This window comes from Thermodesulfobacteriota bacterium (assembly GCA_034189135.1).
Lineage (GTDB): Bacteria > Desulfobacterota > Desulfobacteria > Desulfobacterales > JAUWMJ01 > JAUWMJ01.
Genome location: JAXHVO010000009.1, coordinates 1 through 17880, shown reverse-complemented (window position 1 = coordinate 17880; position 17880 = coordinate 1). Strand labels below are relative to the sequence as shown.

Below are 17880 nucleotides of genomic sequence, written 5' to 3'. Positions count from 1 at the left end.
TTGATTTGCCGAGATAGGTGGTTTAATATAAAAAAGGGATTACGTCATAAGTTGCCGTAATCCCTTTAAATGTTATGGAGCCGACGGGCGGAGTCGAACCGCCTGCCTGCTGATTACGAATAAGTATGACATATTAAAGATTCCGAATAGTTATGATAAATGGATACAAAATGGGTCGCAGCATAATTAAAAAATATATGCGTTTTAATATTTAAGTTTTTTCATTTCCCTTGCAATCACATCATTGAAAACCTGGGTGTAAATCTCGGTTGTCCGGATATCGACGTGGCCCAGGATCTCTTTTATAATTTTTAAAGGTATGTTGTTTTTCAGCATGTGTGTGGCCGCGGTGTGCCGCAAGTTGTGAAAGTGGGCCTTTATGTTGCAAGCGTCGGCCATGGCTTTGAATTGATGTGAAACCGTGTCTTTATGTATGCGTTTAAATACCGAGCCGATGTCCCGCTTTTTCCCCAGGGCTTTTAGTGCATCCGGCAAAAGATAGATCATCCTTTCTTTGCCGCCCTTTCCGGTAACCTTGCAAGAGTTTTCGTCGATATCTTGCCATTTCAGGTTAAGTATTTCCTGGCGCCGGCAGCCTGTCCATATTGCAAAAGTGATGATCCGCCACATTTCGCGATTTTCTTTTTTTGAATATTCCAGGATTTTTTTTATTTCTTTTGATGATAGTGTAACCGGCAGGGTTTTTTTAACTTTAATCGATACGATTTCGGGCGTTTTTTCTATATAGCCCCATTTTCGGGCTTTATTCAGGGCGGCCCGGATGTGCCGCAAATAAGAGTTGATGGTGTTTTTTGAAAGTTTCCGGGCGCTACACGCCTCTATAAACTGGTTGATCTTTTGCTCATTGATTGTTTTAACTGCTGCGCTCTGTCCTATGACATCGCCCAGGCTTTTTAATGCCAGGCGATCCATGCGAAGTGTGTCGGCGGCCAGGTATTTACGGACCGGATGCTCGGTATATTCTTTGATAAAATCTTTAAGGGATATCCGTGGCGATCCATCCAGTTCAGCGAGCCGGTTTTCCAGCCACAGTATTTTCATTTCCCGAAAAATGATCTCGGCTTCTTCTTTATCTTTGGTTTTTAAAGCGACCTTTTTCCCATTGGGAAATTTTTTGCATCGTTCAATCCGGGCGTACCAGGTCCCACGATCCTTGCGTTTAAATAGATTCATAAAATCCATTTACATGATCCTTTCCATGTTTTCAATCGCTTTTTTTTTAGCCTCGGTAAAATTGATCATAGATTGCATATAATCGTCCAGGCTGATCCGATCGACAAACCAGGGGTGTTTTTGATTATCGCTTTGCCGGCCGCCCTGGATTTTGCCGTCCTGGATAAGCTGAATTAATTTTTTTCGTCCGATCGGACAATATTTATTTGCCTGATCGAGATTCAACCATCTGGGATTGATTTCCATGTTTACTTATTTAATTCCATTAAAATAATTTTAGCTGCCTTGTTTCGTTTATAATTCTTTGTTTTGCGATTTCGCAGTATTCTTCGCTAATCTCGATGCCAATCCAACGGCGGTTTATTCTTTCACAAGCAACTGCAGTTGTTCCTGATCCAAGATATGAGTCTAAAACAATCCCTTTTGTTTTTGAAAAAGATAAACACCATTGAATTAAAGCTATTGGTTTTTGTGCTGGATGAAGTTTCCCTCCATTTTTGGGATTTTCTTCACCAGCTCTAATTACACCGCGCCATAAATGCACAAACCGTCTGATAGGTATGGATAAATTAGTCCATGCTAATTCACAATCTCCATGATTATCTGATGATGTATGAGCCTTTTTGTCCCAAATCATCCAACCTTTTGATACCGGCAGGCGATGAGAAAAATAATTTGCCCCCCAAATAATTACTTCTGGATATGGCAATAAATGTGAGGGGTTGAATTCCTGATCATCACCGATGATATTTTTCCAAGCTCTATCTTTTGTTTTATACGGCCCATAACCTCTACTAAGCACTGAAGTTCTATTTCTTTTTTTTGTGAAATTGAAATTACAACCATAAGGCGGATCAGTCAGCACCAAATCCACTGGCTCAAGTCTTGGCATTATCTCAAGGCAGTCTGCGCAATATAATTTCCCGTTTTCTGTTTCAAAATACGGTGTCATTTTTTAAAATCGTTTTTAACCGGCATTCCGCTTTTCTTCTCACGGTTTTTTGTGTTCCGGGATAGGCAATCACGGCGCGTAATTTGGCTTCATCAAAATTGCTTAATTCGCTGATACGATCTTCCACGGATGCCGATTGAATAAAATCAACCGGGTAGATATCCGGCGCTTTTCTTAACCAGGGGTTTTTCATATTTACCTCGCAATATAACGTTCGATTAATTTTACGATCATGCCTTGAACGAGCATTCGCGGCATCTGATCAAATTTTTCGCAAATGGTCAGGTAGTATATTTCACACACAATCGCCTGTTGGAGCTCTTCCGGCTCTTCTTTTATGCTTTCAAGGATCCGGTTGGCGATTTCATTCGCCCGTTGATCGCTTTGTTGTGAAAACTTTTTTTCATAGCTTTGAAATTTAAGCGGTAGTAATAATTGCTCCATTAATCCTGATCTGGTTTTGTCCGGCGATATTTCGCCATATTCATTATAAACCGAATCGCAGCGGCGCCGGCCTGGGCGGCCTCTTTAATCATTTTTTCATCGCTGGCTTTGTTATCAGCATAATCAATACACGCCTGGCTTAATTTACTGGATTCCGCGGCAAGAATGGCCGATGCGAGTACGGGATCCTCCGGCCAGTCGGGATATTTCTTTTGGCCTTCCCTGAGTTCATCAAAAATAAAAAAAATTGCCTGATTTGAATTCATGGTTTTTTCCTTTTTTTGCCGTTTTTTTACTTACACTAACCGTTACTTGTTAAAACCCAGGTTTTTATGCCGGCCGTTGGCTTGCGGCCAGGCTGAGTTAAAAAAATTTTTCGCGTTTTTAGAAAATTTCAGGCTCATTTATATAATTTGGTGGCCGGATTTTTACTGATCCGATCTTCCTGGTAATAGCCATAGATGGTATTAAAATTTTTATGGTCCGTAAGTTGCATAATATCTTCGGTGGGTATTTTCTTCCTGGCACAAGTAGTGATAAATCCACGTCTAAGGCCGTGGGCGCTGTAATATTCGGGATCTTCGCCGATGGCTTCAATATATTTTTTCACAATATAGTTGACCGCCTGGTTGCTGATGGGTTTTTCGGTGACCCGGTTTCCCATAATGCGCCGGAAGAGATAACCGTCGGTGATGTTTCCTGCTTTAATCCATTTTGTCAGATACCGGGCGGGCCTGCTCCGTAGGAGTTTTTTCCGGCCGATGCCGTTCTGGTCGGTTTTGCTCCTGTGGAGCAGGTAGGTGTAGCCTCCCCATATTTTCGTTAAAAATTCAAATTTTGCCCCGGCAACTTCTGATTGTCGCCGACCTCCGGAATAAAACGCGAACATCAGGATCGCCGCGTTGCGGATCCCGGTTTTTGTTTTCCGATTAATCTGTGCAACCATTTTTTCAAGTATGTCCTGGGTAATCGGCCTTGATTTTTTGGGAACCCGGCCGGATTTGGATTCAATTCTTTTGGCGGCGCGCAAGAGATCGGCAATTTTCTCTGAAGCGCCCGGATCGCTAAAATTATTAATTCTGTGGATCCAGCCCAGGGCTTTCAGCCGGTGTCGAATCGTGTTTATCGTATGCAGCCGGCCGAATTTGTCCTTGAACCCGTGTTCCACCATGAGCCGATCGGTGCGGTGGTCCAGGCCCTCGATGTGGTCCAGCACAAAGGCTTCCACCAGCGCCGGAGAAACCGGATAGCGGATATCCGCCCCCCGGGTGATTTTTACCCACCCCCAGAAGTATTTCAGATCGCTTTCATACGACCGAACGGTGTTGTCGGCAATGCCGGCGGATCTGATATGTTCGATGCGCTCACGGTGATTCATGACCCGATGTCTTTAATCAGCTGCTGAATTTCCGGGCTGATCCAGAGTTGTTTGAATTCTTTGCTTTCGGCAATATGATCCCGTTCGTTCCAGTTGCCGTTTTTGGTTTTGATGATCTTGGTGGCATATTCCCAGGGACCGGCACGGATGCCGTTCCAGTATTTCGGGTTGGCCAGGGCTTCCACCGTTTCCAGAATGGCCCCGGGGTGCATGTTTTCGTTGGTTTGAAACTGGACCCACTGAAACGGATTGAATATCTGCCGGCCCTTTTTGGTGGGTAGTTTTAGAATCTCCCGGCAGTGCATGATGATCGGTTCGGCATAATCGCCCACCCGATCGGAAAAATGGCCCCCGGTCACGGGGGCTTTATTTACGCTAGTAAATAAAGCTATCTTAGGATTAGGATTAGGATTAGGATTAGGCGTGACACTTGCTGGAACCGTTTGCAAACCGTTTGCAATAGGTTTGCCAACGGTTAGAATTTTGTCTTTATAGTCCGGGTATTCGTTTATAAAATTATTCCATAAATACGTGCAGTTAGATGTCTCAAAGTCTTTTAAAATGCTCTTTTCAATCTTTAATGGGCTGCCGCCCTTGTTGTACTTTCTAAATTTAACCACAAAAACATATTTAGACTGTTCGTCATATAGAATATTTTTGATTTTATCGTTTGTAAACGGTTTCCCATCGGTTTCCAAACCGTTTGCAAACCTATTGGAAACGGTTTGCAAAGGGATTCCGGTTTCGTTTGAAATGGTTTTAAGTGAAATGGGATATATCCCGCTTTCGGTGGTCAACTCATTGGTGCACAAATAAATAAAAATGAGTTTTGACTCCGGGTCCAGGTCTTCAAAGTCCGGATCTTTCCAGATCCGGGTGAAAATCGGTCTGTATTTAGCCATGTTCCGGCATCTCCTTTATGCGGTCCGGGTATCCGTAGTTGTCTTTGACAAACACGGGGATTGATTTTTCTTCGGCCAGGCCGATCAGATGGTAGGCCCATTCCACCGGCGGTTTAAAGGCGCCCGGATTGGAATCGGCGCCGATAATGATCCAGTTGATTCCGCTCAGATCCGGGTTCACCGGGGCCAGCAGGGGTTCAAAGGAAACGAACCTGACGGGGTGTTGGACGACAAACACCAGATTGGCGATGTTGTATTCGGTTCGTGCGGTGCCGTCGCAGGTGGTGCCGTACCAGGCGTTATTTATCTGAGGGAATTCCATATAACGCCCGGGGTTTTTGGTGAGAAACTGGAAGGTGTGCCGAGGGGCCTGGGAGCATGACTCAAGCACGGCCTGAATATGATTACGTCCCACCCATTCGCCCCACATATCGCCCGATGATCCTACAAATATTTTTGACGGCTTTTTAAGGCGGTGCGGATCCGCGAGATACCCGGGCCGGAATACAGGCGTCATGATTCCGGAGAATCTTTTCTCCATGCGCCGCATGTAGCAATAGGGGCATCCATGCAGACAACCGGCGATCGGGTTCCAGGTGTAATCCGTCCAGTCGATTTTATTTAAATTTTGTTTGTTCAGCATTTTAATATGGGATTATGCGTCTAATCCAGAGATTGATTATAAGTAAGTAGTATAGAAGGAATTCCATCGGACAATTCTTTTTCAGATGCTTCGGAAGCAATACGTCCATCGGGTAGCATTAAATACTCAAAAAAAGCCACCCTGGCGCCTTTGACCGTTGCCGCAATACACTTCGCTTTGATATCGTGATAAAGCATGGTTGCGGCCTGGATACGCGCGGCTTTTTCATTTTTTCTGCTTTTTGTTGGCAGAACCGGCCATATCGCTTTAAACCTGTTGCCCTGAACCTCAAAACCGAGCATATACGCGCTTCTTCCAGTGGTTGGCTCCGATCCGAACGCCTCAGCTAATATTCGACCATCCAGTTTTTCAATTTGAGCTTTGGCTTTATCAATCCATCCATCAGGTGAGGTACGTCCCGTCTTCCAGTAATTTATATCTTCTGCGTATATTTCCATAATGGTGTAATAGACGTTCAAGTGACCGACCGGGCCGGCGTGTCCGGTGATGGTGGGGGGATCACCGTGATCACGGCACGGCCCCGTCGGTTTTTTATATCCTGTTGGCAGGCCCGATGCAGGTCAGGCCGCTACTTTACCCGTCAGGATGGCCGGGCGGAGGAGTGCCGGCAGGTTTCCGTCCCGGCAGTGACGGTGAAAAAATTGGCAAATAGGGCTGTTTCCAGGCTTTAACGGCTTTGCAGGTGCGCCAGCGTTTGCAGTTGGCCATACAGGCATCCACATGCTTGATGTGCCGGCCTTTTTTTGGGCATTCAACCAGTCTGTCCGCCGCTTTCACGATTTAAGCCCGCAGAGCTCCAGGGATTCGGTGAAACCGTAGCCCTGGGAAATTAAGAAAATAATCAGATCGACCATGAAAAAAACCTCCGGTTTTTTAGGTTGAAGGTTAAAGTCTAAAGGTCGAAGGTAACAAAACGGTTTTTATCCTTCCACCTTCAGTCTTCTACCTTTTTCCTTCTACCTATCTCTTCCATCTACCTTAAAGTTCGGACAGGTGCGTTTTCCCGGCGGCGTTCCGGTTTTCTGATCGGGAAAGTGCTGCTTGAAAAATTCACAATACGCCCAACCGCCCGGCTCCGCCCTGTATTTGAATGTATAAAAACCGCAATAGGCGCAGATTTCCGCCGGTACCGGTTTTTTTATTATGTTTTCGCGGACAGCAGCCAAAACCACACCATAAAAATAATTCCGCCGATAACCACGACCCCGGCTATTATCTGGCGGATGATAAAGAATACGCGATCATGGCCGTTTTCCATTTTGTCAAACGGATCGATTTCTTTGTTTGTCATAATCAGAACATTTCTTGACTTTTAACATCCCGTAATCATTGTAAGTGCACCTAATGTGCACCTGGATGATATTTAGGTGCACCAAAGTGCACCCAAGTGCACATGCCACAAAAAATTTTTTATGGTAAAGTATCTATCAATGCTGACACTGTTTTTTTATATTTGCGGAGCTTGTTTCTCATTTGATAAAAATCACGGTAAAATATAATCGCTTCACGTGCCACGCTACTAGCTCCAAATCTTGGATTGCCGGTAGCGCCGGACACGGCATTGCCTATATCAGTGAGCCACTGTTTCAACTCGGCATCCATTCTGACATTTTGAGATTCCAGGCTTTTCCCATAGTTATTTATAGTAATTTTTCCCTGATTATCTTTAAATATTGTCAATTGTTTCGACACGATGCCTCCTTAATCCTGATTGACTGCATCCTCAAAAAGTACCTCTGTAGGTACACCGAACATGGCGGCGATATTTTCATGGATTTCGGTAAATCGGTTTTGCCGACCCCGCCTGCCAGCCATATAGTGGGTCACACACTGCCGGGACAGGCCCAACTCTTTAGCCATTTCCGGCTGGGAAATCTCGGTAAGCTTGTGAAGAGATTGGCGAATGTTTTTAATGGGGTAGCCAAGGAGTCTGAGTTGAATGACGGCTAGATGGGTGTTTGTTTTTTTATCCATTTTTTGCCTTGTATCCTATGTTCCAGTTTGATAAGATTAACTGTTTAGACTTGTTTTGTCCGGATTTCCAGAATACCGTCTTTATCGGATGTTAAGGCTAATGATACACTATATAGTTACCTTGTCAAGGAAAAAATACACATGAGAGTTACCTCAAGAATTATAATTGATAGAATGATGGCTATTTCAGGGCTGCTTCAAAAGGATATAGCTACTGATATATTTAGGATTTCTGAAAAAAATTTAGCAAACAAAATAAAAAGGGGCACTATTGATCTCTTTAAGGTAATAGAATGGGCGGGTAACAATAACGTAGATTTAAGGTCTTTGTTTTTAGAAAAGAATGAAGATTATACGTATAATGCACCGGAATTCACTCAAAAACCCAAAGGCATATATTCACGTGCATCAGACCGGGAAACAGTAATAGGTGATATGCTGGCTAATTTTAACAATAAAAAAATAGCTAGGGAGTGCATTGAAAAGCTGCTGGAAATCGACAGGATAAATCCGGGCAAACTTGAAAGTCTCAATTTCATTATTTATGCATTCCTTGAAGGCATGCGGCCAGAAAAAAAAACAGGCACCTAAAGCTGATTTGATAGTATTAAAAAATGATTAAAATTAAAAAAATTGTTGAGGACAGGGATACTGCGCCTGGCAAGATTTTTGATCTATCATCACAATTTCTTATAGTAATATCTCTCATTTCTTTTTCAATCGAAACCCTTCCTGACCTTTCAGTGAAAACCCGATATGTGCTGCATATAATTGAAGTTATCACAGTTATATTATTTACTGTAGAGTATTTATTAAGAATTATCGTTGCAGAAAAAAAATTGAAATTTATTTTCAGTTTTTTTGGAATTATTGATTTGTTGGCAATTCTGCCTTTTTATGTCGCAAGTGGAATCGATCTTCGATCAATTAGAATTTTTCGTTTACTTAGATTGATACGTGCCATGAAAATTTTACGATATAATAATGCCATTCAGAGGTTTAAAGGTGCATTTTTATCTGTTAAAGAAGAGTTAATATTATTCTTCGTGGCGACGGTTTTCCTACTTTTTGTTGCTGGAGTAGGCATTTATTATTTTGAAAATCCAGTTCAACCAGAGCATTTTAAATCTATTTTTCATTGCTTGTGGTGGGCTGTTGTTACTCTGACTACTGTTGGCTATGGTGACTCTTATCCTATTACCGCTGGGGGAAGAATTTTCACGTTTTTCATTTTGATGGTTGGATTAGGAATTATTGCTATTCCCACAGGATTAATAGCTTCCGCTTTTTCATCAATAACGCAAAAAAAAGAATAGACCTTGAAGATCCTAAAAACCTTTTCGGCTTCTAAAAAAATATATCGGGCATGGATTATTGTTGCTACTTTATCTTTCATAATGATCTGTGTATCAGTATATGCAGATTGTTTAAGTGAACCTACCGCTGCTTTCAAATGCAACGGTCATGTTGCATTCGGAATCCCAGGTGAAGAAGATCAGCTTCTATGCCGGGAAGGTTATGCTGTCGGTTACGATTATGACCGAAAGATTCCGTCATGGGTTGCTTATCGCTTAACTCCAGATAGTGTTAACAAAAAATTCAAGCGCTCAAATAAATTTAAACCGGATACTGAAATTCCGGTAAAATATCGTTCTGCATTGTCTGACTATAAAGGTTCAGGTTATGACAGAGGTCATATGGCTGCGTCAGCGACCGTTGATAGCTCTTACAACGCAATGATGGAATCTTTTCTTTTAAGTAATATGACACCTCAATTACCCGGATTAAATCGGCAAGGATGGAGGCATCTTGAATCATATATTCGAGAATGGGTAAATGAACGCAAAGAGCTTTATGTTATTACTGGGGTGTTATTTGAAGGGGAACATAAAATTATTGGAAATGGCGTTCATGTACCAACTCATTTTTATAAAGTTATTTTCGATTCGGTATCAATGGATGCTATAGCATTTATAATCCCTCACAGGAAAATTTCAAAAGGAGATTTGCCGGGGTTTATTGTTTCAGTGGATGAAGTTGAATTAAGGAGCGGATTAGATTTTAACAGCCTTCTTAATGATGATATAGAGGATGATATAGAAGATGATGTAGAAAAGATGTGGTGACCAGAAAGCCCTTGAAGCAAGGTTGGCCTATCTGAAAGACATTCCCGAAATCTCCTGGGTGGTATTTGACGAAAATAGTGTTTATCTCGGATTTAATAAAGTGCCGGGCGATATGAGTGCGATTGTCCGCGGTGCCGCCTTGCAGGGTAACAAGGCATACGGTTTCGGTGTTCATGTCTGGGCCATGAATGCCAACAAAGGCGACTGGAAAACCGCCCCGCATTACTGCACGGCCACCGCCCGGTGGGGCCGGATTACAAAAAGCGATTGCAGGTAGGAAAATATAATTTTATAAAAGATTATTTACCTAAAAATCCAACCAGTTACAAACCGGCTTTTAAAAATATCTTGACTTATCCGGGTTGCGGGACGTTCCTTGATATATTGATTGCGGGACGGATTGCGGGACGCCCATCAGTTTATAAGTTTCCAGCGTGCTTGAGCCATGCTGCCTGGTAAAATAAAATCACCAAACAGGGTGTAGGGTAGGGTGATTGTAAAGATTATTTATACTGCTTTCATGGTTTGTCTGATTTGTTTGCTTTTTGCTTTCCTGGGAAGCCTCTGGGATGAGCGAAAAATAATAAACCTTAGCTGAAATTATCGGTAAGTTCGATTTTATGGCTTCGCAAGAAAACTATCCAATATATATGTTATATTTTATCTGTGCTTGAATAATACTAAATAAAGAGGGGGAGTAACTATGGTTAAGAATATAGAAACAGATATTTCATGTATAACAGATAAAACAGAAGAGATAGATTTCAGCTCGGATAGTTTTAAAGAAAAATATGGATCTGAAATTTTAAAATGTTTTGTATTAATGCCTTTTGGTTCAAAAGATGAATATAAAAGAAAAAATATAGAGTCAAATTATATTTATGATAATATTATTTGTCCTTCAATTGATGTAGTAAAACAGAAGCTAGAAGTTGATATTTTTGTTGCAAGAGAAGTTGATAAGAATGTTTCAGGGTCCATCACAAAAAGTATCTTAAAAAATATTGCTACTGCCGATATTTGTATTACCGATATTACAGGAAGAAACCCTAATGTGTTCTTTGAATTAGGGATAAGATATAGCTTGAAGAATAGAGTTACTGTTCTAATGCGACAAGAAAATACGGAAATACCTTTTGATATTCAGGGATTTCGTTGTCTTTCTTATGATTGTTTAAATCCGAAAAGGGCAATAGCTGAATTATCTGAATATTTGATTTCTGGCATAGGGGACACAACCAATAGTGATAGTTTGGTTTTCGAGACTTTTCCAAAAATGGAAGTTCATATACCAAATATTCTATCAAGTTTTCGAAAATCTGCTTCATTCAATATTCTACCTTGGGATGATTGGTGGAAGAGGATTGTAGAACTTCAGACTCTATTAAAAGAGCCTTTTCGTAATGGTAGATTTGGACCTGCAGCAGTCTTTGGAATATCTAATGGCGGATTAGTGGTCGCAGACTTTTTAGGAAGAGAGGTTTTCAGTAGAGTTCCTATTCTTTCATTGTGGGCAAATCGGTGGCTTGACGCTAAACAAAAAGCTAAAAAAGACCAAAGCTGTTACTATTTTGATAACGATTATAATAAAGCTACCTTGCAACCATTAAAGGCATTGTATGGAGATAAGGATGAAAGTTTTTCCGTTTTGCTTGTAGATGATTTGGTTTACACTTCAAACACTATTAGCCAAGCTTCGGTTTTTATGAAAAAGGAACTTGGTGAAAATTGCAATATACTATTTACACCTATGTTTTGCCGGAACACGGAATACCTACACTCAATAAAGGAAATGCTTCCCTTTGGGTTTGAAAATGGGGAAATATTCAATGTGACAAAAGAAGCGTACTTTAAGCAGGTGCAAAGCACTCGGAAATCATTTCCATATATGAAAGATCTTGGTGGAATTGAGTGAAAAAGATAAGGTTGCGGGTTGCGGGACACCCATTGGTTGGGTTGGGTTGCGGGACGACCATTAGTTTATAAGTTTCCAGCGTGCTTGAGCCATGCTACTCGGTGAAATAAAATCACCAAACAGGGTGCAGGTTAGGGTGATTGTAAAGATTATTTATACTGCTTAATAAATTGAAAGATATTATTTATGTCCCAAAAGATAGATAAAAAGAGTATTGGCTCAGGTGCCTTAGTAATAATTATAGGTTTATATATATATTTATTTGGTCCAATCCAATTTCGTGGTGCTCCAGTAAACAAATATACAGGTTTAATAATTAGCATTTTTGGTTTCAGTGTACTCCTAACAGCGATATTGAGAAGAAGAGAATTCAATAAAAATCAAGCGGCCAGACTCATATGTTCAGAATGTGAGGAAATATACTTAAAAAAGAATGTTATTGATCCTATTTGTCCCAAATGTGATGGTAAGTTGATTAATCTAAACAGTGAAAATAATAAGAGAAAGACATAACAGTCGCTTGCAACAGACCGCAAGGTTGGGTTGCGAGACGCCCATCAGTTTATAAGTTTCCAGCGTGCTTGAGCCATGCTGCCCGGTAAAAAAAATTACCAAACAGAGCGTAGGGTAGGGTGGTGTGAAGGCAACCAAACAGAATGGTTGAGTTTTGAGTGCTGAGTGAAGAGTTGCGAATGAAATGAAAAATTCTTTTTTTTATTTTTTCCAATTCAAAATTCAAAACTTATAATTCATAACTCAATCGCGAATGCAGTTGTACCTGGAAAGCCTCTGGGAAGATTATAAAAATAATAAACTTTAAGGATTTTAGAACTACTCTAATCCACAAAACTGAATTGTACAAAATATAATGATTTTTATCTTGACTTTCCAATTGGACATGGTATTGGAAATTGTAAAGCTACTCTAAAGTTGAATCACCCCTACAAAGCTCAAATTCTTTATTATATTCATCTCTACTAAATTCTCAAATTTTTACTTATATTCATTTCTTCCAAACGCTGAAATTCTTGCTTATTTTCATTTCTTCTAAAACCTGAAATTCTTTCGCAGCGCATCAATATCTAATATTAGCCCTTAAAAGGAGATAAAAAAAATGAAAAAAAGCTTAATTTTTACTTTAATAGTATTTTTTTTAATGTCTTTAAATGTCCTATTTCTTACTTTTGAATCAGAGGCCAGAAACGTAGAAAGGGTAAGTGTGAATATCGTTGGTCTGCAAGGGGATGGCTATAGCTATCGTCCCAGTATCAGCTCTGACGGCCGCTATGTTGCATTTGAGTCTGATGCCGCCAACCTGGTTGCGGGGGATACTAATGCCAGGAAAGATGTGTTTGTCTATGACAGAGACACTTATACCATAGAGAGGGTAAGTGTGGATAACAGCGGTGTGCAGGGGGATGGCAGTAGCTCTTTTCCCAGTATCAGCTCTGACGGCCGCTATGTTGCGTTTGAGTCTGATGCCACCAACCTGGTTACCGGGGATACTAATAATTGCTTTGATATGTTTGTCTATGACAGAGACACTGATACCATAGAGAGGGTCAGTGTGGATAATAGCGGGGTGCAGGGGAATACAGATAGCTATCGTCCCAGTATCAGCCCTGACGGCCGCTATGTTGCATTTCAATCTTGGGCCACCAACCTGGTTACTGGGGATACAAATGGCACCGGTGATGTGTTTGTCTACGACAGAGACACTGATACCATAGAGAGGGTCAGTGTGGATAATAGCGGGGTGCAGGGGGATGGCTATAGCTATCATCCCAGCATCAGCTCTGACGGCCGCTATGTTGCATTTGCCTCTGATGCCACCAACCTGGTTACAGGAGATACTAATAATTCCTCTGATATGTTTGTCTATGACAGAGACACTGATACTATAGAGAGAGTCAGTGTGGATAACAGCGGTGGCCAGGGGGATGGTTTTAGCTATGGTCCCAGTATCAGCTCTGATGGCCGCTATGTTGCATTTCACTCTATTGCCACCAACCTGGTTAATGGGGATACTAATAGCAGCGATGATGTGTTTGTCTATGACAGAGACACTGATACCATAGAGAGGGTGAGTGTGGATAACAGCGGCATGCAGGGGAATAGCGCTAGCTATGAATCCAGTATCAGCTCTGACGGCCGCTATGTTGCATTTACCTCTCGTTCCACCAACCTTGTAGCTGGGGATACTAATGCCAGCGATGATGCGTTTGTCTATGACAGAGGCACTGATACCATAGAAAGAGTCAGTGTGGATAATAGCGGTGGCCAGGGGGATGGCTTTAGCTATGAATCCAGTATCAGCCCTGACGGACATTATGTTGCATTTCACTCTGATGCCACCAACCTTGTTACTGGGGATACTAATGGCACCGGTGATGTGTTTGTCTATGACAGAGGCACTGATACCATAGAGAGGGTCAGTGTGGATAAGAGCAGTGCGCAGGGGAATGGCGATAGCGAAAAGTCCAGTATCAGCTCTGACGGCCGCTATGTTGCGTTTGAGTCTACTGCCTCAAACTTAGTTACTGGGGATACTAATGGCACCGATGATGTGTTTGTCTACGACAGAGACACTGATACTATAGAGAGGGTGAGTGTGGATAACAGCGGCGTGCAGGGTGATGGCAGTAGCTGGTATCCCAGTATCAGCTCTGATGGCCGCTATGTTGCATTTCGCTCTACTGCCACCAACCTTGTTACAGGGGATACTAATGGCAGCGCTGATGTGTTTGTCTACGACAGAGACACTGATACCATAGAGAGGGTGAGTGTGGATAACAGCGGGGTGCAGGGTGATAGTTTTAGCTATGGTCCCAGTATCAGCCCTGACGGCCGCTATGTTGCGTTTGAGTCTGATGCCACCAACCTGGTTGCAGGAGATACTAATACCAGCCGTGATGTGTTTGTCTACGACAGAGACACTGATACCATAGAGAGGGTGAGTGTGGATAACAGCGGGGTGCAGGGGGATGGCAATAGCTATCATCCTAGCATCAGCTCTGACGGTCGCTATGTTGCATTTGACTCTACAGCCACCAACCTGGTTACAGAAGATACGAATGGCAACTGGGATGTGTTTGTTTCATATACGCAGACCGGCACATCATCTCCGCCGGGAGGCGGTGGTGGTGGCGGCGGCGGAGGCTGCTATATATCAACATGTAGTACTTTAGAGTAAATACCCTGAAACCGGAAAAGCATTTCTTGATTTCCAGCCGGCTTCAGACAATCGAGAGTCGAACACCAAATAAAGATCGAATTGTCAAGACGGTATTTAGCTCCAAATCCGGCCCGAATCTGCAATATGTGATTTATGTTTTTAGGAAAGAACCATCTGAAGAGCTATGAAATAATCTGGCTTTTCTATTTTTTCACAATTTTCTGCAACTGATGGGGCCCGAAATAGATCACGCCGATGGCGGATACCAGGAACATGATCTTGCCGGCCAGGGCCAGCAGAAACCTGGCATATTCTGCATCGAACCGGTAAACCACGGCGGCAGCCAGGAGAAAAAAGAAAAATACCTGAAACGTCATCTTGGCCAGCATGCGCCGGGCTTTTGATTGTTCGGTGTTTTCTCTGGCGATTGCCTCCCAGAATCTTAAAATCGTTTCCGATCCCTTCTGACGGGCCTGGGCCTTTTCTTCATCCGTATAGAAAACCGCGTCGATTCCGGAAACCAATCCGTCCACAATCGATTTTCCCGCTTCGGCGGCGGTTTCCGCTGTTTTGCTGGTGCTGGTTAAAAAGCTGTACCATGCCATTTTAAAATCTCCTTTGAAAATTACTTCATCCCTTTGTATGATATCGAATAATGGTTGCCATCTTCAAACCGTCCGCCCCAGGTATTTTCCGGGTCCAAGCTTTCCCAGTATTCGCCCAGGGGTCGATGACCTTCTGTTTTTTGTAAATAAACCCCGTCCTTGAACAGCTCCAGATCGATCGCCAGGCACTTTTTGTGCAAACTGTTCTTTTTCCCCACGGGACAATCCGCGCACCGGAAAGCATAGGAAAAAACGATCTCGTATCCGTTTTCATAGGCGAATTGAATCAGCTTTGAGACCATCAGCGGAAACCGTTTTTGTTTTCGGGTTAATTCGCTCATTTGATTTTTTCTTTAATGACCGCAATATCGGTTTTAATGGTGCTCATCTGATCAAGTATCTGGTGCTGGGTCCGGTAGTTCAGACCATACAGCGTGGTGATCAGGCCCAGGATCAAAATGGTAAAGGTGATCAACAGTCCTTTGCCGATTTTGCTGTTCAGTGTCTGTTTGATATTGTCGATGGTGCCGCCGGGATCGGTCATCCTGTCCTTGAATTTACACAGTTCTTTGAGCTTGGCCTCGTGTCCGGAATGCTGGCCGCAAAATTCGTTATTTTTATCAGTCATTTTCAATCACCGTTACAGTCACTGCCTCAAGCTGGATCGTCGCGTCCGGGCGGTAGTGTTTGTCAATGACCCGAAACAGGGTGGTCCCCAGGGTGACCAGACCCAGCAACGCCTTTTCCAGATATTGAATGTCATCACCGATGAGCTCGCTCTCATCAAAGCGGATAATGTCTCCCTGTTCAATGTCCGTCAGGTAATACCCGCCGGCCTGGCCCACCATCAGGCGCGAGGCTTTGGATCCGGCCAGTTTAAATTTTAATACGGCCTGGGCCTGGGTTTCATCGATGATATAGGGATATGATAACGGATCGCCTTGTAACGTTCCGAAAATGGCAATGCTGTCCGCATCGGATGCGGTCACGATCAGCCGATCGGCTTCGACTTCATCCACATGCCCGGACCAGTGGCGGCAATATCTGGCGGTCAGTTTATTTTTAATATTGACCCGGTCGGTGTATCTCAGCCAGATTTGACCGAGATCGATGCGGTGGGCTTCGATGGATTTGTTCAATATAAAAGCGGATGTCTGGCCGCCGCCGGGATCCGTGTTCGGGTATGGTTCGTCGGACGGGGTAAAATTTGCCGTCCAGCGGCTGGTTCCTTTGGAAATTCGATATTCATCCTTATGTCCTTTGGAATACTGAATCGGGACATAAATAGTGATATCAGGGGACACATTGTGACCCAAAGCCAGCAACGAGCCGTCATGATTGAAGGCCGCGCCCCTCCCGGTCCCGGGGGGTAATGTGGTCGGATCGGCGACCTTGCTCCAGTCGCTGGTATTGTAAATGGTTACATAGGGAGAAGAAGCGTGAGACACCGCCAGCAACGAGCCGTCACGGTTGAATGATACTGCGTATGCAATAGAAGTTGGCAAGGTGGACGGATTTGTGATCTTGGTCCAGTTGCTGGTATTGTAAATGGTGACATAAGGATAAGTATCATGCGCCACCGCCAGTAATGAGCCGTTATGATTGAAAGCTGCATCTTTTCCCGGACCGGTCGGCGATGAGGAAATGGTGACCTTACTCCAGTCGCTGGTATTATAAACAGTGAGATAGGGAGAAGTATCATGCGCCACGGCCAGTAATGAGCCGTCATGATTAAAATCACAACCCCAACCATTCCCTGTCGGTAATGTGGTTGGATTTGTGACCTTGCTCCAGTCTGATGTGTTGTAAATGGTAATGTAGGGAGAATTAAAGTGTGCCACGGCCATCAACGAGTCGTTATGATTAAAAGCGACGCTCAACCCATTGCCGGCCGGCAAAGTGGACGGATTGGCGACCTTGCTCCAGTCACTGGTGTTATAAATAGTGATGTAAGGAGAGGCACTATGAGCCACTACCAGCAATGAGCCGTCATGATTGAAACGAACACCGTAGGCACTGCCGGTCGGCAATGTGGCAGGATTGGCGACCTTGCTCCAATCACTGGTATTATAAATAGTGATGTAGGGAGATATCTCATGAGCCACTGCCAGCAATGAGCCATCATGATTAAAGGCTGTTCTCCAGGCACCGGCAGGTAAAGTGGCCGGATCGGCCAACTTGCTCCAGTCGCCGGTTTTGCCGATTAAAACAGGTGCGGCAAAATCCGGCCAGGGTAAAGAATCGTCGTAAATGGTTATAAATGGCGTATTATTATGCGCTACCGCCACCAGCGACCCGTCATGGTTAAAAGCGACGTCCCAGGCAGCAGCAGGCGGCAATGTGGCAGGATCGGTGATCTTGCTCCAGTTGGATGTTCTATAAATGGTAATATAGGGCGAATTTTCATGAGCCATCGCCATCTGCGACCCGTCATGATTAAAATCGACATTTTGACCGACGCCTGTTGGCAGTGTAGATGGGTTAGTGACCTTGCTCCAGTCGCTGGTATTGTAAATGGTGACATAAGGAGAGTTTCTATGTGCCACGGATA

25 protein-coding genes are annotated in these 17880 nt (G+C 43.3%); 7 read left to right on the top strand and 18 right to left on the bottom strand.

Annotated features, from left to right (window positions below):
• Nucleotides 1-204: 204 nt before the first annotated feature.
• The 14 genes from SWH54_01330 to SWH54_01265 form a co-directional block, all read right to left on the bottom strand.
• Nucleotides 205-1203, bottom strand: a complete 999-nt coding sequence (locus SWH54_01330) for a tyrosine-type recombinase/integrase (protein ID MDY6789884.1) — start codon at nucleotides 1201-1203, stop codon at nucleotides 205-207.
• On the bottom strand, nucleotides 1204-1440 hold the full coding sequence (locus SWH54_01325) for a hypothetical protein (GenBank protein MDY6789883.1): 237 nt from the start codon (nucleotides 1438-1440) through the stop codon (nucleotides 1204-1206). It abuts the gene before it with no gap.
• A gap of 19 nt (nucleotides 1441-1459) precedes the next feature.
• Nucleotides 1460-2146 (bottom strand): DNA methyltransferase, encoded by a 687-nt coding sequence (locus SWH54_01320; protein MDY6789882.1) that lies wholly within the window; start codon nucleotides 2144-2146, stop codon nucleotides 1460-1462.
• Entirely contained in the window at nucleotides 2130-2339 is a 210-nt protein-coding gene (locus SWH54_01315; GenBank protein MDY6789881.1) for a hypothetical protein, read from the bottom strand. The genes SWH54_01320 and SWH54_01315 overlap by 17 nt, the downstream gene beginning before the upstream one ends.
• A gap of 2 nt (nucleotides 2340-2341) precedes the next feature.
• Nucleotides 2342-2590, bottom strand: coding sequence for a hypothetical protein (locus SWH54_01310; GenBank protein MDY6789880.1), 249 nt, complete (start codon nucleotides 2588-2590; stop codon nucleotides 2342-2344).
• Complete coding sequence (locus SWH54_01305; protein MDY6789879.1) at nucleotides 2590-2856, bottom strand: hypothetical protein; 267 nt, start codon at nucleotides 2854-2856, stop codon at nucleotides 2590-2592. Before SWH54_01305 ends, SWH54_01310 begins: the two co-directional genes overlap by 1 nt.
• A gap of 134 nt (nucleotides 2857-2990) precedes the next feature.
• A complete protein-coding gene (locus SWH54_01300; protein ID MDY6789878.1) occupies nucleotides 2991-3968 on the bottom strand; it encodes a tyrosine-type recombinase/integrase in 978 nt (325 codons plus the stop codon).
• Nucleotides 3965-4870, bottom strand: a complete 906-nt coding sequence (locus SWH54_01295) for a hypothetical protein (protein MDY6789877.1) — start codon at nucleotides 4868-4870, stop codon at nucleotides 3965-3967. Before SWH54_01295 ends, SWH54_01300 begins: the two co-directional genes overlap by 4 nt.
• On the bottom strand, nucleotides 4863-5513 hold the full coding sequence (locus tag SWH54_01290) for a DUF5131 family protein (GenBank protein ID MDY6789876.1): 651 nt from the start codon (nucleotides 5511-5513) through the stop codon (nucleotides 4863-4865). Before SWH54_01290 ends, SWH54_01295 begins: the two co-directional genes overlap by 8 nt.
• Nucleotides 5514-5533: 20 nt before the next feature.
• Complete coding sequence (locus SWH54_01285) at nucleotides 5534-5992, bottom strand: hypothetical protein (GenBank protein MDY6789875.1); 459 nt, start codon at nucleotides 5990-5992, stop codon at nucleotides 5534-5536.
• A 115-nt stretch (nucleotides 5993-6107) separates the two neighbouring features.
• A complete protein-coding gene (locus SWH54_01280) occupies nucleotides 6108-6311 on the bottom strand; it encodes a hypothetical protein (protein ID MDY6789874.1) in 204 nt (67 codons plus the stop codon).
• A 364-nt stretch (nucleotides 6312-6675) separates the two neighbouring features.
• A complete protein-coding gene (locus SWH54_01275; GenBank protein ID MDY6789873.1) occupies nucleotides 6676-6825 on the bottom strand; it encodes a hypothetical protein in 150 nt (49 codons plus the stop codon).
• Nucleotides 6826-6944: 119 nt separating this feature from the next.
• Complete coding sequence (locus SWH54_01270) at nucleotides 6945-7226, bottom strand: hypothetical protein (protein MDY6789872.1); 282 nt, start codon at nucleotides 7224-7226, stop codon at nucleotides 6945-6947.
• Nucleotides 7227-7235: 9 nt separating this feature from the next.
• Nucleotides 7236-7508, bottom strand: a complete 273-nt coding sequence (locus SWH54_01265) for a hypothetical protein (GenBank protein ID MDY6789871.1) — start codon at nucleotides 7506-7508, stop codon at nucleotides 7236-7238.
• Between the two features lie 141 nt (nucleotides 7509-7649).
• On the opposite strand from SWH54_01265, the gene SWH54_01260 reads away from it, so the two are divergent.
• From SWH54_01260 to SWH54_01230, 7 genes are all read left to right on the top strand, one after another.
• A complete protein-coding gene (locus SWH54_01260; protein ID MDY6789870.1) occupies nucleotides 7650-8099 on the top strand; it encodes a hypothetical protein in 450 nt (149 codons plus the stop codon).
• Between the two features lie 23 nt (nucleotides 8100-8122).
• A complete protein-coding gene (locus tag SWH54_01255; GenBank protein MDY6789869.1) occupies nucleotides 8123-8824 on the top strand; it encodes an ion transporter in 702 nt (233 codons plus the stop codon).
• 3 nt (nucleotides 8825-8827) lie between these two features.
• The gene (locus SWH54_01250) at nucleotides 8828-9634 is read left to right on the top strand and encodes a DNA/RNA non-specific endonuclease (protein MDY6789868.1); all 807 of its coding nucleotides are present in this window, start codon (nucleotides 8828-8830) and stop codon (nucleotides 9632-9634) included.
• Between the two features lie 22 nt (nucleotides 9635-9656).
• Entirely contained in the window at nucleotides 9657-9911 is a 255-nt protein-coding gene (locus tag SWH54_01245; GenBank protein ID MDY6789867.1) for a hypothetical protein, read from the top strand.
• 426 nt (nucleotides 9912-10337) lie between these two features.
• Entirely contained in the window at nucleotides 10338-11549 is a 1212-nt protein-coding gene (locus SWH54_01240; GenBank protein ID MDY6789866.1) for a hypothetical protein, read from the top strand.
• Between the two features lie 186 nt (nucleotides 11550-11735).
• A complete protein-coding gene (locus SWH54_01235; protein ID MDY6789865.1) occupies nucleotides 11736-12062 on the top strand; it encodes a hypothetical protein in 327 nt (108 codons plus the stop codon).
• A 601-nt stretch (nucleotides 12063-12663) separates the two neighbouring features.
• On the top strand, nucleotides 12664-14742 hold the full coding sequence (locus SWH54_01230) for a calcium-binding protein (protein MDY6789864.1): 2079 nt from the start codon (nucleotides 12664-12666) through the stop codon (nucleotides 14740-14742).
• A 185-nt stretch (nucleotides 14743-14927) separates the two neighbouring features.
• On the opposite strand, the gene SWH54_01225 is transcribed toward SWH54_01230, so the two are convergent.
• From SWH54_01225 to SWH54_01210, 4 genes are all read right to left on the bottom strand, one after another.
• Nucleotides 14928-15329, bottom strand: a complete 402-nt coding sequence (locus SWH54_01225) for a hypothetical protein (GenBank protein MDY6789863.1) — start codon at nucleotides 15327-15329, stop codon at nucleotides 14928-14930.
• A 20-nt stretch (nucleotides 15330-15349) separates the two neighbouring features.
• Nucleotides 15350-15670, bottom strand: a complete 321-nt coding sequence (locus SWH54_01220; protein MDY6789862.1) for a M15 family peptidase — start codon at nucleotides 15668-15670, stop codon at nucleotides 15350-15352.
• Nucleotides 15667-15957 (bottom strand): hypothetical protein, encoded by a 291-nt coding sequence (locus SWH54_01215; GenBank protein ID MDY6789861.1) that lies wholly within the window; start codon nucleotides 15955-15957, stop codon nucleotides 15667-15669. Before SWH54_01215 ends, SWH54_01220 begins: the two co-directional genes overlap by 4 nt.
• Nucleotides 15950-17880: WD40 repeat domain-containing protein (locus tag SWH54_01210; GenBank protein MDY6789860.1), on the bottom strand; the 1931-nt coding region annotated here is incomplete at its 5' end. The genes SWH54_01215 and SWH54_01210, both read right to left, overlap by 8 nt.

Coding starts and splice junctions, on each gene's coding strand:
- SWH54_01330 (MDY6789884.1), bottom strand. CDS start 1,203: ATGGATTTTATGAATCTATTTAAACGCAAGGATCGTGGGACCTGGTAC.
- SWH54_01325 (MDY6789883.1), bottom strand. CDS start 1,440: ATGGAAATCAATCCCAGATGGTTGAATCTCGATCAGGCAAATAAATAT.
- SWH54_01320 (MDY6789882.1), bottom strand. CDS start 2,146: ATGACACCGTATTTTGAAACAGAAAACGGGAAATTATATTGCGCAGAC.
- SWH54_01315 (MDY6789881.1), bottom strand. CDS start 2,339: ATGAAAAACCCCTGGTTAAGAAAAGCGCCGGATATCTACCCGGTTGAT.
- SWH54_01310 (MDY6789880.1), bottom strand. CDS start 2,590: ATGGAGCAATTATTACTACCGCTTAAATTTCAAAGCTATGAAAAAAAG.
- SWH54_01305 (MDY6789879.1), bottom strand. CDS start 2,856: ATGAATTCAAATCAGGCAATTTTTTTTATTTTTGATGAACTCAGGGAA.
- SWH54_01300 (MDY6789878.1), bottom strand. CDS start 3,968: ATGAATCACCGTGAGCGCATCGAACATATCAGATCCGCCGGCATTGCC.
- SWH54_01295 (MDY6789877.1), bottom strand. CDS start 4,870: ATGGCTAAATACAGACCGATTTTCACCCGGATCTGGAAAGATCCGGAC.
- SWH54_01290 (MDY6789876.1), bottom strand. CDS start 5,513: ATGCTGAACAAACAAAATTTAAATAAAATCGACTGGACGGATTACACC.
- SWH54_01275 (MDY6789873.1), bottom strand. CDS start 6,825: ATGACAAACAAAGAAATCGATCCGTTTGACAAAATGGAAAACGGCCAT.
- SWH54_01265 (MDY6789871.1), bottom strand. CDS start 7,508: ATGGATAAAAAAACAAACACCCATCTAGCCGTCATTCAACTCAGACTC.
- SWH54_01260 (MDY6789870.1), top strand. CDS start 7,650: ATGAGAGTTACCTCAAGAATTATAATTGATAGAATGATGGCTATTTCA.
- SWH54_01255 (MDY6789869.1), top strand. CDS start 8,123: ATGATTAAAATTAAAAAAATTGTTGAGGACAGGGATACTGCGCCTGGC.
- SWH54_01240 (MDY6789866.1), top strand. CDS start 10,338: ATGGTTAAGAATATAGAAACAGATATTTCATGTATAACAGATAAAACA.
- SWH54_01235 (MDY6789865.1), top strand. CDS start 11,736: ATGTCCCAAAAGATAGATAAAAAGAGTATTGGCTCAGGTGCCTTAGTA.
- SWH54_01230 (MDY6789864.1), top strand. CDS start 12,664: ATGAAAAAAAGCTTAATTTTTACTTTAATAGTATTTTTTTTAATGTCT.
- SWH54_01225 (MDY6789863.1), bottom strand. CDS start 15,329: ATGGCATGGTACAGCTTTTTAACCAGCACCAGCAAAACAGCGGAAACC.
- SWH54_01220 (MDY6789862.1), bottom strand. CDS start 15,670: ATGAGCGAATTAACCCGAAAACAAAAACGGTTTCCGCTGATGGTCTCA.
- SWH54_01215 (MDY6789861.1), bottom strand. CDS start 15,957: ATGACTGATAAAAATAACGAATTTTGCGGCCAGCATTCCGGACACGAG.